Source organism: Burkholderia sp. MS455 (genome assembly GCF_016899445.1).
GTDB classification, from domain to species: Bacteria; Pseudomonadota; Gammaproteobacteria; order Burkholderiales; family Burkholderiaceae; genus Burkholderia; species Burkholderia pyrrocinia_C.
The window spans coordinates 2,100,720-2,117,853 of the sequence record NZ_CP041779.1; the positions used below are offsets into that span (position 1 = coordinate 2,100,720).

Sequence of the window (17,134 nt, forward strand, 5' to 3'; positions counted from 1 at the left end):
CGCCTGCCGGCACGGCGCCGGCCGGATATCCTGCCATTATTCGCAATCCCGGTCCCCGGAACCGCCTGTCTTGCATTTTATGGGCGTTGTTACAGACAGGATACATTCGTTCCGCCTCGCCCGATCGCACCGCATCGTGCACCGTCGGGCCATGCCCCCGCCCGGGCGCGGCCAAATGCACGCGGCCTGGCCCGTCAGCGCGACGGCCACTTCCACGGCGGCAGGTCGCGCGTGTCGGCATCGACGAGCGCGGTCGCGCCGAGCTGCTTGTCGAGCACCAGCGATTCGCAGCCGGCCTCGCGCTCGAGCGTCGCGATCAGCCGCGCCGCATGCGACACGACCAGCACCTGCGAGTGCCGCGCGGCCTGCGCGATCAGGCGGCCGAGCGCCGGCAGCAGATCGGGATGCAGGCTCGTCTCCGGTTCGTTCAGCACCATCAGCGCCGGCGGCCGCGGCGTCAGCAGCGCGGCCGCGAGCAGCAGGTAGCGCAGCGTGCCGTCGGACAGCTCGGCCGCCGCGAGCGGCCGCAGCAGCCCCGGCTGACGCATCAGCACGTCGAAGCGGCCGCGCGCGCCCGGATTGTCGATCTCGACCGATGCGCCCGGAAACGCGTCGTCAAGCGCCGCATCGAGCGCCGCGCCGTCGCCGATTTCGCGGATCGTCTGCAGCGCGGCGGCGAGGTCGGCGCCGTCGTCCGCCAGCACCGGCGTATGAGTGCCGATGTGCGACTGCCGTGCCGGCGCCTGCGCATCGGTCCGGAAATGGTCGTAGAAGCGCCACGAGCGAATCCGCTCGCGCACCGCGATCATCTCGGGCGCGCCGGTCGGATCGGCGAACTCGGTCATCATGCTGTCGAAGCTCGCGACCGGCTGCGGAATCGTCCGCCAGTCGCCCGACGCGGTGCGTGCGCGGATCTGCGCCCCCTGCCGATCGACCAGCAGCGTCGACGGGCGCGGCAGCGCGCCGCCCCAGATGCATTCGCGCTTGACCACCGGATCGAGCCGGAACATCGACGCGTCGTTCTTCACCGGTAGGCCAAGATCGATCGCGTAGCCGAAATCGTCGCACGCGAAGCCGAGCTTCAGGCTCACCGGCTCCTTGCGCACCGTGCCCGTCACCGGTTCGTCGCCGGTCAGCATCGCCCGCGAGAAGCGCTCGGGGCCGGCCCACAGCGTCGACGGCAACCCGCCCTCGCGGGCGAGCGACGGGATCACGCGGCCCTGCGCGGTGTCGGCGAGCAGCCGCAGCGCGCGGTATACGCTCGACTTGCCGCTGCCGTTCGGCCCCGTGACGACGTTGAGCGCCGCGAGCGGCACGATCAGCTCGCGCAGCGAGCGGTAATTGGCGATGGCGAGCGTGTTCAGCGCGGTCATGACGATGGATGGCGGGCAGGCACCGGGCCGCGTTCAGCGGCCTTCGACGGCCTGCGGATCGGCTGCGGTGTTGGCCGCCGTGCTGGCGGCGGGCGCCCGCGCGTGCGGCCGTTCGGGATTCGGTGCGTCCGGCGCGGAATCGTGCGGATACAGTTCCATCCGGCTGCGCGGCAGGCATTGCGGATAGCGGCCCTGCAGGTATGCGATCAATCCTTCGCGCACGCGGCAGCGCAGATCCCAGCACGACGACGAATCGGCCGCGCTGACGAGCGCGCGCAACTGCATCGTGCGCTCCGTTGCATCGGTCACCTGCAGCACCTGCACGCGGCCGTCCCACTCGGGCGCCGCATGGACGAGCCGCGCAAGCTCCTCGCGCAGCGGCGCGAGCGGCGTGCGGTAGTCGACCGACAGGTAGACCGTGCCGATGATTTCCGCACTGTTGCGCGTCCAGTTCGTGAACGGGTTCTCGATGATCCACTGCAGCGGCACGACGAGGCGCCGCTGGTCCCACAACCGCACCGACACGAACGAGCCGGTGATTTCCTCGATGCGCCCCCATTCGCCCTGGATCACGACCACGTCGTCGAGCCGGATAGGCTGCGTGAGCGCGATCTGCAGCCCGGCAATCAGGTTGCCGAGCACCGGCCGCGCAGCGATACCGGCGACCAGGCCCGCGACGCCGGCCGACGCCAGCAGGCTCGCGCCCACCTGGCGCACGTTCGGGAACGTCATCAGCGCGGCACCGGTGCCGATGATCACGATCAGCACCATCACGGTCCGCACGAGCACCTTGGCCTGCGTATGGATGCGCCGCGCCTGGAGGTTGTCGGCCGTATCGAGCGGATGCGCCTGGATGATCGCGTCGCCGACGCCCGCCGCGAGCCGCACCAGCAGCCATGTGAGCGACACGATGGAGCCGACCGCCGCCGCGGTGCGCATGCCGCCCACGAACGACATGCCGTCGTCGGCCTGGACCCACAGGAATTCGAGCGCCAGCAGCGCGAGCACGACGAGCGACGGCTTGTCGATGTAGCGCAGGATCGCGCTCATCAGCGGATACGGCTGCGCGATGCGCTTGACAATGCGTGCGCCGAGACGGTGCACGATCGCGACGACCAGCACGACGATGACCGACACGGCCAGCGTGCCGAGCCACGAATGCAGCGGCGCATCGGCGATGCGCTGCAGTTCCTCGATTGAAATCATCGGCGCCCGGGATGCTTCGGTTATGAGGCGCGCACGCCTCGTCCTGGATGCGTCGGCGACGTCCGGGTAGCGCATGCACCGGCACGCGCCCGGACACGGCGTCGGATCAGTTGCCGCCCCTGCAGGGAAACGCCTTGCCGAGACCGAGCGACACCGCGGTGCTCGCGTTGTAGTCGGCCAGCTTCGGATTTTCAGCGATGTACTTGCGCACCGCATCGGTCATCTGCTGCGCCCGGATGTCGGGCGGCAGGCAGAAATACTGGCCGACACGCGGCCCCGTGGTGCCGCCGATCGCGTCGATGGTGTTGTAGACGCCATCGGCAGCGCCTTCGATGTAGGCCGCGCACGACGCCCGCGACTTGACGTCCGTCTTCGCGCACAGCCGGTCGAGATCCGCGCCCGTGAAAGCCGCCGCCGACAACGGCACGGCAAACGCCGCGGCACAAAACATTGCGCGCAACATGGTGTTCCTTATGTCAATGCGGCCCGAGACCGCCTGCTGCGTTGGCCGGCGCGGCGCCGGACACCCTTCTCCGGCCGGAATCCGCCCGGCCGGGTGCGCACCGCCGCCCTGGCCGGTGCACCGAAAACCGTCATTTTGCACTCTTTTGCGCATCTGCCGGCGCCGACGCGCCGATACGCACCGTACGCTTGCTCAGGATGTCGATCGCGTCCGGCGCCTTGTAATGCTTCGCGAACTCGAGCGCGGTGATGCCGAGCTGGTTCTTCACCTGCGGATCGGCCCCCTGGTCGAGCAGCAGCGTGACCGTCGACGCATGGTTGCCGCGCGCGGCCATCATCAGCGGCGTGGTGCCGTTCGGCGAAGCCGTGTCGATATACGCGTCATGGTCGAGCAGCACCTTGACGACCGCGTCCTGGCCGTTGGTCGCCGCGTAGTGCAGCGGCGCCCAGCCCTTCTTGCTGACTTCCGCGCCCTTGTCGATCAGCAGCTTGACGAGGCCGACGTCGCCGTTCAGCGACGCGAGCATCAGCGCGTTCTCGCCGGCCTTGTCTTCCTTCTCGAGGTCGACGTTCGGCGTCGTGGCGATCGCCGCCGCGACCTTGTCGGATTTCTCGCGCGCGGCGATCACCAGCAGCGGGTCGCCGTTCGGCGCGAGCGTGTTCGGATCGAGGCCGTTCTTGAGCTGCTTGCCGATGTCGGCGATGTCGTCGAACTTGACGGCCTTGACGATCGCGTCGAGCGACTCGGCATGCGCGCCGGCTGCAGCGAACAGGCCGCTCGCGATCAGCGCGGCGGCAACGAGTGCGCGTTTGGTCGGATGGTTGGTCGGCTTCGTCATTGTTGTGGGCTCCTTCCCTGGGTTGTCGGCTGCGCGCGCGTCGTTAGCGGGCGATCTTGAACAGCCGGAAAAAGTTCTGTGTCGTCGCATCGGCCAGCGCCTCGACGGCGATCCCGCGCTCGGATGCGATAAAGCGTCCGACATGGCTGACGTACGCAGGTTCATTCGGCTTGCCGCGATACGGCACCGGCGCGAGGTACGGCGAGTCGGTCTCGATCAGCAGCCGGTCGAGCGGCACGCGCCGCGCGACGTCCTGCACGTCGGTCGCGTTCTTGAACGTGACGATGCCCGACAGCGAGATATGGAAGTTCTGCGCGAGCGCCTGCTCGGCGACGGGCCACGGCTCGGTGAAGCAGTGCATCACGCCGCCCGGCACGTCCGCGCGCTCCTCGGCCATGATCCGCAGCGTGTCGTCCGACGACGACCGCGTATGGACGATCAGCGGCTTCATCGTCGCGGTCGCCGCGCGGATGTGCGTGCGAAAGCGTTCGCGCTGCCATTCCATGTCGGCGATCGAGCGGCCCTCGAGACGGTAGTAGTCGAGGCCCGTTTCGCCGATCGCGACGACCTTCGGGTGCGCGGCCAGCTCGACGAGTTCCGCGAGCGTCGGCTCGCGCGCGTCCTCGTGATCGGGATGCACGCCGACCGACGCGTAGACGTTGTCGTACGCGTCCGCGATCGCGAGGACCTCGGGCAGCGTCTCGAAATCGACGGACACGCACAGCGCGTGCGTGACGTCGTGTTCGCGCATGTTCTCGAGAACGGCCGGCAGGCGATCGGCCAGGCCCTTGAAATTGATGTGGCAGTGAGAGTCGACGAACATCGTGTTTCCTGAATACGTAAGGCGGGCGCTCATGCGCTCGCCGGCGTGCGGCAGCGGGCGGCGTTCGCGGGCCGGCCGGCCGCGGTCGCGTCGCCGAGTAAGCCGAACATCGTTTCGCAACCCATCAGAAACAATGCCGGGTCACGCGAACATTTCCCGATATCCGAGAAACAATTCCTCGAATACGAGCCGCGCGTTCAGCGGATGGTTCTCGACCGTCCGCTGCCGCGTCACGGCCTTCATGAAGCGCGCGAACGCGTTCGCGTCGACCGATTCCGCGCAGCGCGCGAGCGCCGCCGCGTGCATCGGGAAGTAGCGCGGCGCGCCCGCCATCCGCTGCGCGAGCAGATCGTACAGCCAGCGCTGCAGCCAGCCGAGCACCAGCGGCACCGGCAGCTTCTGCAGCGTCTCGCCGCATGCGAACGGGTCGCATGCCGCACCGGCCGCGAGCTGCCCGAGCGTGTAGTCGCGCAGCGGGCGGTTCTCGTCGCTCGCGAGCGCCAGCGCGGCGAGCGGCGCGCCGCCGGCTTCGGCGAGCAGCGCGCTCGCATGGTCGACGCCCTGCGCCGCGAGCCAGTCCGCGGCCGCGTCGGGCGCCGGCACGGTCATCGGCCACTGCCGGCAGCGGCTGATGATCGTCGGCAACAGGCGGTCGATGCGCGCCGACACGAGCAGGAACACGACGCCGGACGGCGGCTCCTCCAGCGTTTTCAGCAGCGCATTCGATGCGGCGACGTTGAGCGCCTCGGCCGGATACAGCACGACGACGCGCGCGCCGCCGCGGTGCGAACCGACCCCGCAGAAGTCGAGCAGCGCGCGCACCTGCTCGATCTTGATTTCCTTGCTCGGCGCGCGCGTCTTCTTGCCGCCCTCGTCCGCGTCGGCCGGCTTCGCGTCGTCCGCGGCGCCCGGCGCTTCGCCGGCCAGCACCTCGGGCAGCACGATCCGGTAGTCCGGGTGATTGCCCTGCGAGAACCAGGTGCAGGCCGCGCAGGTGCCGCACGGCTCGCCGTTCGGCAGCGGCGATTCGCACAGGAAGCCCTGCGCGAGATGCTGCGCGAACTGCAGCTTGCCGATGCCGGCCTGGCCGTGCAGCAGCAGCGCATGCGGCCATTGCGCGCGCAGTTGCTGCAGGCGGTTCCAGTCGTCGGTCTGCCACGGATAGATCATGTGGTGCGTTCCTTGCGGGTTACAGCGCGGCGAGCACGCGTTCGAGCTGCCGGCGGATCTCGGGAATCGACTGCGTCGCGTCGACGATCGCGAAGCGGTGCGGCGCCTCTTCCGCGCGCCGCAGGTATTCGCCGCGCGTGCGCGTGAAGAACGCGTCGGACTCGCTTTCGAACTTGTCGGGCGTGCGCGCCGCGCCGCGGCGCTCGCTCGCGACCTGCGGCGCGACGTCGAACAGCACCGTGAGGTCGGGCTGGAAACCGCCCTGCACCCAGCGCTCGAGCGTCTCGAGCTTGTCGCGCGGCAGCCCGCGGCCGCCGCCCTGGTACGCGAACGTCGCGTCGGTGAAGCGATCGGACACGACCCAGTCGCCACGCGCGAGCGCCGGCTCGATCACGAGCGCAAGATGCTCGCGGCGCGCGGCGAACATCAGCAGCGCTTCCGTCTCGAGATCCATCGGCTGGTTCAGCAGGATCTCGCGCAGTTTCTCGCCGAGCTGCGTGCCGCCCGGCTCGCGGGTGACGACGACCTGCCGGCCGGCCGCGGCCAGCTTGCCCTGGAGGCGTTCGCAGAACCATTGCAGGTGGGTGGTCTTCCCCGCCCCGTCGATGCCTTCGAACGTAATGAATTTACCGCTCGCCATTATTGCCCTCGTATGTACTTGTCCACGGCCTTGTTGTGGTCGCCGAGCGTGTCCGAGAACACGCTGGTGCCGTCGCCCTTCGCGACGAAATAGAGCGCGCTCGTCTGCGCCGGATTGATCGCCGCCTGCAGTGCGGCGACGCCCGGCAACGCGATCGGCGTCGGCGGCAGGCCGCGTCGCGTGTAGGTATTGTAAGGAGTGTCGGCCTGCAGGTCGCGCTTGCGCAAGCGGCCGTCGTACGCGTCGCCGAGCCCGTAGATCACCGACGGATCGGTCTGCAGCGGCATGCCGATGCGCAGCCGGTTCGCGAACACGGCCGCGACGAACGCGCGGTCGGCCGCGTGGCCCGTTTCCTTCTCGACGATCGATGCGATCGTCAGCATTTCGTAAGGCGACTTGTACGGCAGCCCCGGCACGCGCGCGGCCCAGGCCTCGTCAAGGCGCGTCTGCATCAGGTGGTACGCGCGCCGGTAGATGTTCAGGTCGCTCGTGCCCTTGTCGAACAGGTAGGTATCCGGGAAGAACAGCCCTTCGCCGCTGCCGCGCTGCACGGTGCTGTCCGACGCGCCGATCGCGCGCAGCAGCTCGGCGTCGCTCATGCCGGCCGTGGTGTGCGCAAGATCGGGGTTCCCGTCGAGTTCCGCGCGCATCCGTTTGAAGGTCCAGCCTTCGATCACCGTCGCGACGTATTCGTTCACGTCGCCGCGCGCGATCTTCTGCAGGACTTCGTAAGGCGTGATGCCCGTCTTGAATTCGTAGTTGCCGGACTTGAGCCGGCTCGACAGCCCGAGCACGCGCGTCATCGCGACGAAACCGAACGGCTCGACCGGCACGCCGCCGCGCTTGAGCTGCAGCGCGACGCTCTTCACGCTGCTGCGCGGCTTGATCGTGACGTCGAGCGATGCCGAACCCAGCAGCAGCGGCCGGGTCGCCCAGTAATATCCGCCGCCCGCGCCGGCAGCGGCCACAACGACGGCCAGCGCCGCGATCGTCGCGGCGCATTTCTTCAGTAGGGACATGGAAACGTGACTCAGGTAAGACCCATATAATACTTGCTCGCCTCCGTCAAAGTCAGGGTTGACTGTTCCCTCATTCCATGAGCTCACCGTTCGCTTCACCGGCTGCCCAGGCCGCATCCGCCTCGCTCCCCGTATTCCCCCGCCCGTCCGCCGCCGATTTCGATGCGCCGGGCGCCTGCATGCCGCTGCCGCAGTTCGGCGTGATCGACGTGGCCGGCGACGACGCCGCGACGTTCCTGCACAGCCAGCTGACCAACGACATCGAGCATCTCGATGCCGCGAGCGCACGGCTGTCCGGCTATTGCTCGCCGAAGGGGCGCCTCCTCGGGTCGTTCCTCGCGTGGCGTGCCGGCCACGATGTGCGCCTGCTGGTGTCGAAGGACGTGCAGCCCGCCGTGCAGAAGCGGCTGTCGATGTTCGTGCTGCGCGCGAAGGCGAAGCTCACGGATGCGAGCGACGCGCTCGCGGTGGTCGGCTTCGCGGGCGACGTGCGCGAAGCGCTGGCGGGCATCTTCGATGCGCTGCCCGACGGCGTGCACGTGAAGGTCGACGGGCCGGCCGGCACGCTGATTCGTGTGCCCGATGCGGCCGGCCGCAAGCGCTATCTGTGGATCGGCCAGCGCGCGGAAGTCGACGCACGCATCGCCGCGCTCGCCGGCACGCTGCCGGTCGTGTCGCCGGCCGTGTGGGACTGGCTCGACATTCGCGCGGGCGAGCCGCGCATCACGCAGCCGGCCGTCGAACAGTTCGTGCCGCAGATGGTCAACTTCGACGTGATCGGCGCCGTCAACTTCCGCAAAGGGTGCTACCCGGGCCAGGAAATCGTCGCGCGCAGCCAGTACCGCGGCACCATCAAGCGCCGCACCGCGCTCGCGCATGTCGCCGGCGAGACCGATACCGTGCATGCCGGCGTCGAGCTGTTCCACAGCGACGATCCCGGCCAGCCGTGCGGGATGATCGTCAACGCGGCGGCCGCGCCCGCGGGCGGCGTCGACGCGCTCGTCGAGATCAAGCTCGCCGCGCTCGACAACGGCACCGTGCACGTCGGTTCGGCCGACGGCCCGGCGCTCGCGTTCGACGCGCTCCCGTACGCGTGGCCGACGGAAGCGTGACGCACTGACAACCCGTTCGCGCGCCGGCTCGCGAGTCGCAGCCGGCGCCCGATGTTTCCTGCGAGAGATTCGCCCGATGTGTCTGATTGCCTTCGACTGGCAGCCTGATGCCGCCGCCGGTCCCGTCTTTACCCTCACCGCCAACCGCGACGAGTTCTTTCGCCGCACGAGCGCGCCGCTCACCTGGTGGGAGGATGTACCGGGCGTGCTGGCCGGCCGCGATCTCGAAGCCGGCGGCACGTGGCTCGGCGTATCGCGCGACGGCCGCTTCGCGGCGCTGACGAACTACCGCGCGCCGTTCGACATCCGCGCGGGCGCGCCCACCCGCGGCAAGCTCGTGTCCGATTTCCTTCGCGGCTCGTCCGTCGCGCCGCTCGACTATCTCGGGCAGCTTGCCGAGCATGCGGCCGTATACAACGGCTTCAACCTGCTCGTCGGCGACTGGACGCGGCGCGAACTCGCGTGGTTCTGCAACCGAGCGCCCGACGGCGAAAGCAGTGTCGCCGCGCCCGTCGCGATCGCGCCCGGCGTGCATGCGCTGTCGAATGCGCGGCTCGATACGCCCTGGCCGAAAGTGGTGCGCAAGCGCGCGGAGCTCGGCACGCTGCTCACCGACAATCCGACCCCGTCGCTCGACGAGCTGATCGATCTGATGCGCGACCCGCATGTCGCGGACGACGACGCGCTGCCGCATACGGGCATTCCGATCGAGCGCGAGCGCGCGCTGTCGGCCGCGTTCATCGAGACGCCCGAATACGGCACGCGCGGCACGACCGCGCTGCGCGTCACGATGAAGGAAGGCGTGCGGCTGACGGTCGAGATCAAGGAGCGCTGCGACGACGACGGTTCGCACCGCACCGTCCGCCCGGGTGCGTTCGAGCGCACGTTCACGTTCGACGTCGACGCAACGCGGCCGCGCTGAACGCGCATTGCCCGCGCTACGGCGCGCGCGCCATCTCGACGTGCGGCACGCCGGCTTCGACGAACGGTTCGCCGACCGCCGCGAAGCCGTGCCGCACATAGAACGACACCGCCGAATCCTGCGCGTAGAGCCGCACGACGGTTTCGCCGCGGCGCCGCGCGGCAGCCAGCAGCGCGTGCAGCACGGCCGACCCGACGCCCTGCCCGCGCGCGTCGGCCAGCACGGCGACGCGGCCGATCGTGCCGGACGGCAGCAGCCTCCCCGTCGCGACCGCGCGGCGTATTCCCGTCGCCGTGTCGATCCGGTACGCGACCGCATGGAGCGATAGCGGATCGTCGTCGTCGAGCTCCCATTCCGGCGGAATCTGCTGCTCGCGCACGAATACCGCGTCGCGAATCCGCGCGGCGTCGCCACCCAGTAGCGTCCAGTCACCCGTTTCCACTACGCCGTCCGTCATCGCAGCTCTCCATGCGGCGCGCGCGCCGTCGAACGCCCGCCCGTCAAACGTCGTCGAACGCGGCCTTCAGCGCCGCGGCCGCATCGGCATGCGCGGCCCGCACCTCGGGCACGTAGCCGCCCATCTTGAAGAATTCGTGGATCATCCCCGGATAGCAGACCAGCGTAACCGCATTGCCGGCCGCGCGCAGCTTGTCCGCGTACGCGGCGCCCTCGTCGCTCAGCGGATCGTATTCGGCCGTCGCGATCCAGGCTGGCGCGACGCCCGCGAACGACGGCGCGTCGCGCGTGCCGTCGAGCGGCGCGAAGCGCCAGTCGTCGCGGTCGGCCGGATCGCGCACGTATTGCGTGAAGAACCACTGGATCGTGTCCTGCGACAGCAGGTAGCCGTTCGCGAGCCGTGCGTGCGATTCGGTGCCCTGGTAGCCCGTCACGCCCGGATAGATCAGCATTTGAAGCGCCAGGCGAATGCCTGCGTCGCGCGCGAGCACCGCGCAGACGGTCGCGAGCGTGCCGCCCGCGCTGTCGCCGCCGACCGCCAGCCGCGCGGCGTCGATGCCGAACGCGGCGGCCTCGCGATGCAGCCAGCGCAACGCGTCGTCGGCATCGTTCACCGCGGTCGGAAACCGGTGCTCGGGCGCGAGCCGGTAGCCGACCGACAGTACCGCACATTGCGCGCCGTGCGCGAACATCCGGCACAGCGCATCGTGCGTGTCGACGCTGCCGACCGTGAAGCCGCCGCCATGGTAGTAGACGAGCGCGGGCAGCGGCTCCGCGAGGCTCGGCTCGACCGGCAGGTACAGCCGCGCGCCGATCGTGCGGCCGTCGCGCGTCGGCACGACGCATTCCTCGACCGAATGCATCGGCGCCGGCGCGACGTCGAGGATCGGCGCGCTCTTCTCGTATGCGGCGCGCGCCTGTTGCGGCGTCTGATGGTGATAGGACGGACGTTTCGCGCGCTCGATCATGTCGAGCACCTGGGCGATCTTTGGATTCAGCGGCATCGGTGAGGACGGCGCCTGCGTGGCGCCGTGAACGGACAAGCGTCACATGATGCCATGCCCGCGTCGGGCCAGCGCTACGCGCGCCGCGTGTCGAAGTACCGGCCCTTCGGTGTCCTGTGACGCGCGTCCTTCACGCAATCTCGCACCGCAAAACAAAACGGCCCTGCCTGTGAAGAGGCAGGGCCGTGCGTTGGGGCGCTTACGCGTCGCTCGGGCCGGGCTGCGCGTCCGGCGCCGTGCGCGAGCGTTGCCGCTTGATGTCGCGGCCCACCGCGAGCCGCCGCATGTATTTGAACGTACCGAGCGCCTTTGCGACGAAGTTGCCGTCGCTGTCGCGCACTTCGCCTTCGCAGTAGGCCATCGTCGTCGAACGATGCATCACGCGCCCGTACGCGCGCAATTCGCCGCGCCCAGGCTGCATGAAGTTCACCTTCATCTCGACCGTGACGACGCCAACGCCGTCGTCGGTCAGGCTGCGCGCCGCCATCGCGAGCGCGATGTCCGCGAGCGTCATCGTCACGCCGCCGTGCGCGATGCCCCACGTGTTCATGTGCCGCTCTTCGAGCGGCAGCACGATCTCGCTCGCGCCATCCTTCGCGGACACGAGCTGCACGCCGAGCAGGTCGACGAACGGGCTTTCGATCGACGGGCCGTCCGCCGGGGATGCCGCGTCGCTCATTGCTCGCTGTCGACGACGTAGTCGACGCACTCGCGCGATTCGGCCACCGCGACGACGAATTTCTTCACTTCCAGGTGAACCGGGTGCACCTGGTAGGCGTCGAGCGCGGCTTTGTCCGCGAAATCGGACACGAGCACGATGTCGGAGGTCGCATCGAGGCCCGGCGTCGCCACGCCGACGTCGATCTGCAGGATGCCCGGCACGAGATCGCGGCAGCCTTCGAGCTTTTCCTTCAGCTTCAGCGCGTTCTGCGCGCGCGTCGCGCCTTCCGCGGATTCCTTCAACTTCCAAATGACGATATGTCTGATCACTTCGTTCGCTCCAGTTCGTGTTGGTTCAGTGATTCGCCTGTAACCCTTACCAGTCGGGCTTCCTATGCCCTTTCGCTGTTCGCTCGCGTTCGCCGGAAATCGCGCCCAGCCGAGAAAAAAAGCGGGTAAGAAAGGGGGTATCACTCCAACCTTCCAAAGACGATACCCTCTTTTTTTACCGTGCCACTTACCGACGTCAAGATCCGACAAGCGAAGGCAGGCGACAAGCCTACCAAACTTACCGACGCCAATGGACTGTATCTTGAGGTGCGTCCATCCGGCTCCAAGCTCTGGCGATACCGATACAGGATTGCCGGGAAGGAGAATCTATTCGCGATCGGCGAATACCCCGCCGTCAGCCCCCGCGTGCTGAGTGCCTGTAGGGCCCCATTCCTTAAAAAATGCGCACTTTGCCAACCCGCGCACCCGCACTCGTGGGCACCGACTTGGGCTTACAAAACGACGTTTATTGCATTTTCAGAAATTAAATCAAGCATACCGAAACGGACTGAAACTCATCCTTAATTCAATCCCGCCCTATAATTTCTGGAAGATTTCGACATACATCTTGACTATCCTTAATCGCAGGACAATCTCTTGCGAAAAATATGAAATCTTCTATAAGGACATTCAGTTTTATCTAATAATCCGCTCCGATTGGCCACCTCAAGAGTCATTTTACAAAAGACTCAAACCATCGCCAGTGTAGTTGCTTAATGAAAACGACCGGAAAAACACATCGCCCACTCGATCAAATCTCATCAAAGGATGATTGCTGCTAGCAGACATCATCAGTCGAGCTCGCACAAAATTCGTGCCGGATTGGGGTGAGGTTCGCCATTGAGTGGTTGAGCCGATACGCGGGATCCGCACAGTAGAACGGAAGGAACAGAAATGAAGAAAACTCTCGTATCACTCGCTATTTTGGGGACCGTCGCATCACCTTCATGGGCCGACACGGCAACTTGCCAAAATCCAGTCGGTACGTGGCGCAACGAGTTGGGCTCAACAATGAAGATCTCCTCCGTCGCGAGCAGTGGCGCCATTACCGGAACGTATATCTCGCCTTCCGGAACTAGCGGACAGACTTTTTCACTTTCCGGCTGGTATTACGCGGCACCGTCTTCAAGCCCCGGACTTGATCAAGTCACGTTGGTTACATTTTCCGTAAATTGGAACAATAACTCGGTTAGCTACAATAGCATTACAACATGGTCAGGACTTTGCCAAGTGAAGAACAGCGCACCGACGATCACGGCGCTTTACTATTACGCAAACGCTTTCGCTCAGTTTCCGTGGAAACACGTCAATGTAGGGCAAGATATTTTCACACCAGTTAACTCACAGTAAGAGGGCCGCTGCTGACGTTCCTACGCCCGAGTCGCGCGTCAGCGTCAGCGTCAGCGTCAGGACTCGAAATGAAAGCGCCTCGCTGCCAACGGATCGGCGCGAGGTGCAGTTCGAAGCACAACAAAAAGCCCTGAGGGCTTACGCACCCAGGGCTTCTATATCCATTTCGTAGGGACGAACACCCCCCACACGACCTAACGGGCTCCACTATGTGTTCTTATGTCCCGAGAGGTTTGCATGACTAACGCGCGGTGCCAGCGATTCTCGCAATTGTCGGCGCATTGTGTCGGATACCGATCCGTTCACGTGATCGGGCAGTGCGTGCATGTCATGAAAACGACGAGACCAGTGCCGACGATATTCATCGAGCGGGACGTCGATCGCTTGCGCACCCACCCGAGCGACTTCAGCGCCTTGCCGATGCGACGCCGTTCCGGCAGCGACCATTTCGACGTGTCGAGCTTCAGAATGTCGGCCAGAATCTCTTCCATCGTCGTGCGTGTCACGAATTCCAGGGCCTTGGCGATCTTGTTCTCGTACGCGTCGCCTTCGTAGCGCTCGGCCTGCTCGATCTCGAACAGCGGACGCTCCTGCTCCGTCACGTGCCACACGACAGCGATCTACTTGATACGAAGCCCGCCGGAAAATCGTGGCCTGTCACCGAGCCGGATGAAAACGGTGCCTGCGAGCCCCTGCGCGACCCCGAGCGAACCGGTCGGATCAAGAGGCCGCTCGCTCACACTCGGATCGCACAACCGTCTCCGGGAGCGTGGATTTACGCGATCGAATACAACACTGGCACCAGCTTCGCGAGCGATGGACGGAAGGTACGCACTTTTTCACCGCGTCGGCACTCGACGGCGCGATCCGCGCAAACGGCGGCAGGCACCACCTACCAAACTTGGCGGCACCGATGGAACGATCGCACGGTTCGCGGCACCGAACCGGTGCCGATCACGGAGTCTGTCATCCGGATCGCGCTTTGGAGCCGGGAACGGCGCACGCCTTCCGCCGCATCGCAGGAACGCGGATTGCTCATGCGTCGCACGCTCCGTTTTCCGCGCACTCCGGCATTGCCCGACAACAGTCGGCACAAACGCGGCGATTCAATTCCTGTCCGGCATCAATCGACGAATTGAAACGTCATTGTCAATTGTTTCGCCCACCGGATATCCGGATTCCACTATTCATTTTCATTAAATCGAATATTTTACCGACTCAATGGGTAATAATTGCAATCGCCTTTTCAATCGAATATTGTAAAACCGCGAAAACATTATTGACTTCAACTTTCCCGTAAATTTAGAATCCCCTACGACGGCTTACGTTTCATTTTCTTCCGCCGGATACGAGTCGCCATTCGCTCGCGCGAAGGCCACCCCTGAGCCTTTTCCCGTGCCGCGCCGGGGCGACACCCTCTGCCATTTCCGTTTTCGACACTGATCGATCATTTGCTCATTTTCCGCGCAATTCGCTTGTCGCAGAAGCATCACATCTCGATTAATTCCAGGCATTCGCCCGAATGCCCGCAGCACTGAACGAAACGGACGGAAGATCCGTTCATTCGGCCATTCCGATAAAAATCGCCAGTCACCAGGAGGGACATCAACATGCATCGCCTTGCGAAGTCGCTGTGTCTCGGGTTCGTCTGCGCCGGCCTGCTCGCCGCATGCAACGACGACGACATCCGGTCGAGCGACGCACCGTCGCACAACGCCGCGCTGTCGTTCCGCATGGACACCGGCGGCCAGATCAATGCGTTCTACCGGCAGGACAAGGTCGCCGCGCACCTGCTGGCGCGCTCGTCGACGAAACCGCGCCTGCTCGTGGTCTTCCCCGCCGGCAACAGCGGCACTGGGCTGTGGTTCGACGACACCGCGCAGCCGGTGAACTGGAGCCTCGACACGCAACCGTCTGCGCTATCGGCCCCCGACACGCACGGCCGCCCGCTGTACGGAATCGGCGCCGACGTGTCGGTGGACACCGACACGCTGACGATCCGCCAGGGCGTGCTCAGCAACGTGCGCTTCCTGCGCGACTTCAACGGCGGCGCAACGATTCCGCAGCAGATCGTCACGGCGCCGACGATCCAGGGCAGCGCAGCGCAATGGCAGCGCGACCGGATCGACGGCGCGCCCGGCTATGCGCTGCGCATCACGCTGCGCGACGGCGGCAGCATCGCGCCGGCGGCGGGCGGCAAGCTCGTGCTGCGCGCACCGGCAGGCTCGCACACGCTGAAGCTGCATGTCGACGCGCTGTCGGGCGAAACGCCGCTGTCGCCGATCACGCGCGCCGATTTGCTCGCGCCGTCCGTGAACCCCGATCCGGTCAGCCAGAACGTGCTCGAATTCCTGAGCTTCCACGACAAGCTGCTGGCCGGCTCGTGGCAGTACGACACGTACTTCGGCCGCGACACGCTGATCTCGGTCCGCATGCTGATGCCCGTGCTCGAACCGGCGGCGATCGAGGCCGGTTTGTCGTCGGTGCTGAGCCGCCTGTCGGTGGACGGCAAGGTCGCGCACGAGGAAGGCATCGGCGAATTCGCGCTGGTCGACAACCAGAAGAACGGGCGGCCGAACGATCCGACGCCGACCTACGACTACAAGATGATCGACAGCGACTACCTGCTCGCGCCGATCGCGGCCGCGTGGCTGATCGACGATACTCGCGGCCAGGCCCGCGCGGCCGCCTATCTGGCGCAGCGCGGCAGCGACGGGCAGACCAACGGCAGCCGCCTGGTCGTCAACCTGCTGCACGTCGCGACGACCGCGCAGCCGTTCGCGCAGCAGCCGTCGGTCGCGAACCTGATCCACCTGCGGCCCGGAGAGATCGTCGGCAACTGGCGCGACAGCACCGACGGGCTCGGCGGCGGCGCCTACCCGTACGACGTGAACGCGGTGCTCGTGCCGGCCGCGTTGCGCGCGGCGAATGCGTTCCTCGCGCGCGGCCTGCTCGATCCGTACCTGGATGCCGCGCAGCGCGCGACGCTCGCCAACACGGCGAACCAGGCCGCCGTGTGGGAAACGCAGGCGCCGCCGCTGTTCCAGGTCAGCGTGCCGGCCGCGCAGGCAGCCACCGACGTGTCCGCCTATGCGCCGTCCGCCGGCGTGCCGGCCGGTGCCGCGCCGAGCGCACCGCTGTCGTTCTACGCGCTGTCGCTCGATCAGCAGGGCAACCCGGTTCCGGTGATGAATTCCGACGGCGGCTTCGCACTGCTGTTCGGCACGCCGCCGGACGACGAGCTCCAGCGGATCGTCGCCGACGTCACGCGGCCGTTCCCGACCGGGCTCGTGACCGATGCCGGGATGCTGATCGCGAACCCGGCGTATGCGAACCAGTCGCTGTGGCCGAAGTTCACGAGCTCCGCATACCACGGCACGGTGATCTGGTCGTGGCAGCAGGCGATGTGGGTGGCCGGGCTCGATCGCCAGCTCGCGCGCCAGGACCTGTCGGCCGCAACCCGTGCGTTGCTCGCGCAGGCGCGGCAGACGATCTGGCAGGTGATCTCGAACGGGCGCGACATGCGCACGTCGGAGATGTGGACATGGTCCTATGTGAACGGCCAGTACCGGACCGATGCATTCGGCACGCGCAGCGCGGACGCGACCGAAGCCAACGCGGCGCAGCTCTGGAGTACGACGTATCTCGCGATCCGCGATCCGCAGCAGCGCGCGGGCAAGTACTGGTGGCAGGCGTCGCAGCGGATGCAGGACACGCAGCCGACCGGCAACGCGGCGGCCGTCGCGTCGCGATAGCGCATCGCACGGG

General features: G+C 66.7%; 18 protein-coding genes and 2 pseudogenes. 6 read left to right on the forward strand and 14 right to left on the reverse strand.

Going from position 1 to position 17,134, the window contains the following annotated elements; translation table 11 throughout:
- Positions 1–194 precede the first annotated feature (194 nt).
- From FPJ27_RS28765 to mltG, 8 genes are all read right to left on the reverse strand, one after another.
- Positions 195–1,373, reverse strand: a complete 1,179-nt coding sequence (locus tag FPJ27_RS28765) for an AAA family ATPase (RefSeq protein ID WP_204423564.1) — start codon at positions 1,371–1,373, stop codon at positions 195–197.
- Between the two features lie 33 nt (positions 1,374–1,406).
- Positions 1,407–2,579, reverse strand: coding sequence for a mechanosensitive ion channel domain-containing protein (locus FPJ27_RS28770; RefSeq protein ID WP_204423565.1), 1,173 nt, complete (start codon positions 2,577–2,579; stop codon positions 1,407–1,409).
- Between the two features lie 106 nt (positions 2,580–2,685).
- A complete protein-coding gene (locus FPJ27_RS28775) occupies positions 2,686–3,042 on the reverse strand; it encodes a Rap1a/Tai family immunity protein (RefSeq protein ID WP_011885036.1) in 357 nt (118 codons plus the stop codon).
- A 130-nt stretch (positions 3,043–3,172) separates the two neighbouring features.
- Entirely contained in the window at positions 3,173–3,880 is a 708-nt protein-coding gene (locus tag FPJ27_RS28780; RefSeq protein WP_072437179.1) for an ankyrin repeat domain-containing protein, read from the reverse strand.
- Positions 3,881–3,923: 43 nt separating this feature from the next.
- Positions 3,924–4,703 carry a TatD family hydrolase gene (locus tag FPJ27_RS28785; RefSeq protein ID WP_072437178.1) on the reverse strand — a complete coding sequence of 260 codons (780 nt, stop codon included), beginning with the start codon at positions 4,701–4,703 and terminating at the stop codon, positions 3,924–3,926.
- A 141-nt stretch (positions 4,704–4,844) separates the two neighbouring features.
- Complete coding sequence (locus FPJ27_RS28790) at positions 4,845–5,873, reverse strand: DNA polymerase III subunit delta' (RefSeq protein ID WP_204423566.1); 1,029 nt, start codon at positions 5,871–5,873, stop codon at positions 4,845–4,847.
- 19 nt (positions 5,874–5,892) lie between these two features.
- The gene (tmk, locus tag FPJ27_RS28795) at positions 5,893–6,513 is read right to left on the reverse strand and encodes a dTMP kinase (RefSeq protein ID WP_072437176.1); all 621 of its coding nucleotides are present in this window, start codon (positions 6,511–6,513) and stop codon (positions 5,893–5,895) included.
- The gene (gene mltG / locus FPJ27_RS28800; protein ID WP_072437175.1) at positions 6,513–7,532 is read right to left on the reverse strand and encodes an endolytic transglycosylase MltG; all 1,020 of its coding nucleotides are present in this window, start codon (positions 7,530–7,532) and stop codon (positions 6,513–6,515) included. Before mltG ends, tmk begins: the two co-directional genes overlap by 1 nt.
- A 77-nt stretch (positions 7,533–7,609) precedes the next feature.
- Between mltG and FPJ27_RS28805 the strand changes: the two genes are divergently transcribed.
- Positions 7,610–8,644, forward strand: a complete 1,035-nt coding sequence (locus FPJ27_RS28805) for a folate-binding protein YgfZ (protein WP_204423567.1) — start codon at positions 7,610–7,612, stop codon at positions 8,642–8,644.
- 76 nt (positions 8,645–8,720) lie between these two features.
- Positions 8,721–9,566: an NRDE family protein gene (locus tag FPJ27_RS28810; protein WP_072437173.1), complete on the forward strand. Its 846-nt coding sequence runs from the start codon at positions 8,721–8,723 to the stop codon at positions 9,564–9,566.
- Positions 9,567–9,582: 16 nt separating this feature from the next.
- On the opposite strand, the gene FPJ27_RS28815 is transcribed toward FPJ27_RS28810, so the two are convergent.
- The 4 genes from FPJ27_RS28815 to FPJ27_RS28830 form a co-directional block, all read right to left on the reverse strand.
- Positions 9,583–10,023: a GNAT family N-acetyltransferase gene (locus FPJ27_RS28815; protein WP_072437172.1), complete on the reverse strand. Its 441-nt coding sequence runs from the start codon at positions 10,021–10,023 to the stop codon at positions 9,583–9,585.
- 43 nt (positions 10,024–10,066) lie between these two features.
- Positions 10,067–11,026, reverse strand: coding sequence for an alpha/beta hydrolase (locus tag FPJ27_RS28820; RefSeq protein WP_204423568.1), 960 nt, complete (start codon positions 11,024–11,026; stop codon positions 10,067–10,069).
- 199 nt (positions 11,027–11,225) lie between these two features.
- Positions 11,226–11,705: a PaaI family thioesterase gene (locus tag FPJ27_RS28825; protein WP_072437170.1), complete on the reverse strand. Its 480-nt coding sequence runs from the start codon at positions 11,703–11,705 to the stop codon at positions 11,226–11,228.
- A complete protein-coding gene (locus tag FPJ27_RS28830) occupies positions 11,702–12,016 on the reverse strand; it encodes a Dabb family protein (protein ID WP_072437169.1) in 315 nt (104 codons plus the stop codon). Before FPJ27_RS28830 ends, FPJ27_RS28825 begins: the two co-directional genes overlap by 4 nt.
- A 180-nt stretch (positions 12,017–12,196) precedes the next feature.
- On the opposite strand from FPJ27_RS28830, the gene FPJ27_RS36650 reads away from it, so the two are divergent.
- Both FPJ27_RS36650 and FPJ27_RS28840 read left to right on the forward strand, forming a co-directional pair.
- Positions 12,197–12,541: an Arm DNA-binding domain-containing protein gene (locus tag FPJ27_RS36650; RefSeq protein WP_239483329.1), complete on the forward strand. Its 345-nt coding sequence runs from the start codon at positions 12,197–12,199 to the stop codon at positions 12,539–12,541.
- 369 nt (positions 12,542–12,910) lie between these two features.
- The gene (locus tag FPJ27_RS28840) at positions 12,911–13,366 is read left to right on the forward strand and encodes an avidin/streptavidin family protein (RefSeq protein WP_204423571.1); all 456 of its coding nucleotides are present in this window, start codon (positions 12,911–12,913) and stop codon (positions 13,364–13,366) included.
- Positions 13,367–13,573: 207 nt separating this feature from the next.
- Here the strand turns inward: FPJ27_RS28840 and FPJ27_RS36655 are convergent.
- Together FPJ27_RS36655 and FPJ27_RS28845 are read right to left on the reverse strand one after the other, a co-directional pair.
- A pseudogene (locus FPJ27_RS36655) lies at positions 13,574–13,774 on the reverse strand (hypothetical protein); the annotation flags it as partial.
- Positions 13,738–13,980: pseudogene (locus tag FPJ27_RS28845) on the reverse strand (hypothetical protein); the annotation flags it as partial. The pseudogenes FPJ27_RS28845 and FPJ27_RS36655, both read right to left, overlap by 37 nt.
- A 155-nt stretch (positions 13,981–14,135) precedes the next feature.
- Between FPJ27_RS28845 and FPJ27_RS28850 the strand changes: the two are divergent.
- Together FPJ27_RS28850 and FPJ27_RS28855 are read left to right on the forward strand one after the other, a co-directional pair.
- Complete coding sequence (locus FPJ27_RS28850; RefSeq protein WP_204423575.1) at positions 14,136–14,666, forward strand: hypothetical protein; 531 nt, start codon at positions 14,136–14,138, stop codon at positions 14,664–14,666.
- 310 nt (positions 14,667–14,976) lie between these two features.
- Complete coding sequence (locus tag FPJ27_RS28855; RefSeq protein WP_204423578.1) at positions 14,977–17,121, forward strand: hypothetical protein; 2,145 nt, start codon at positions 14,977–14,979, stop codon at positions 17,119–17,121.
- Positions 17,122–17,134 lie beyond the last annotated feature (13 nt).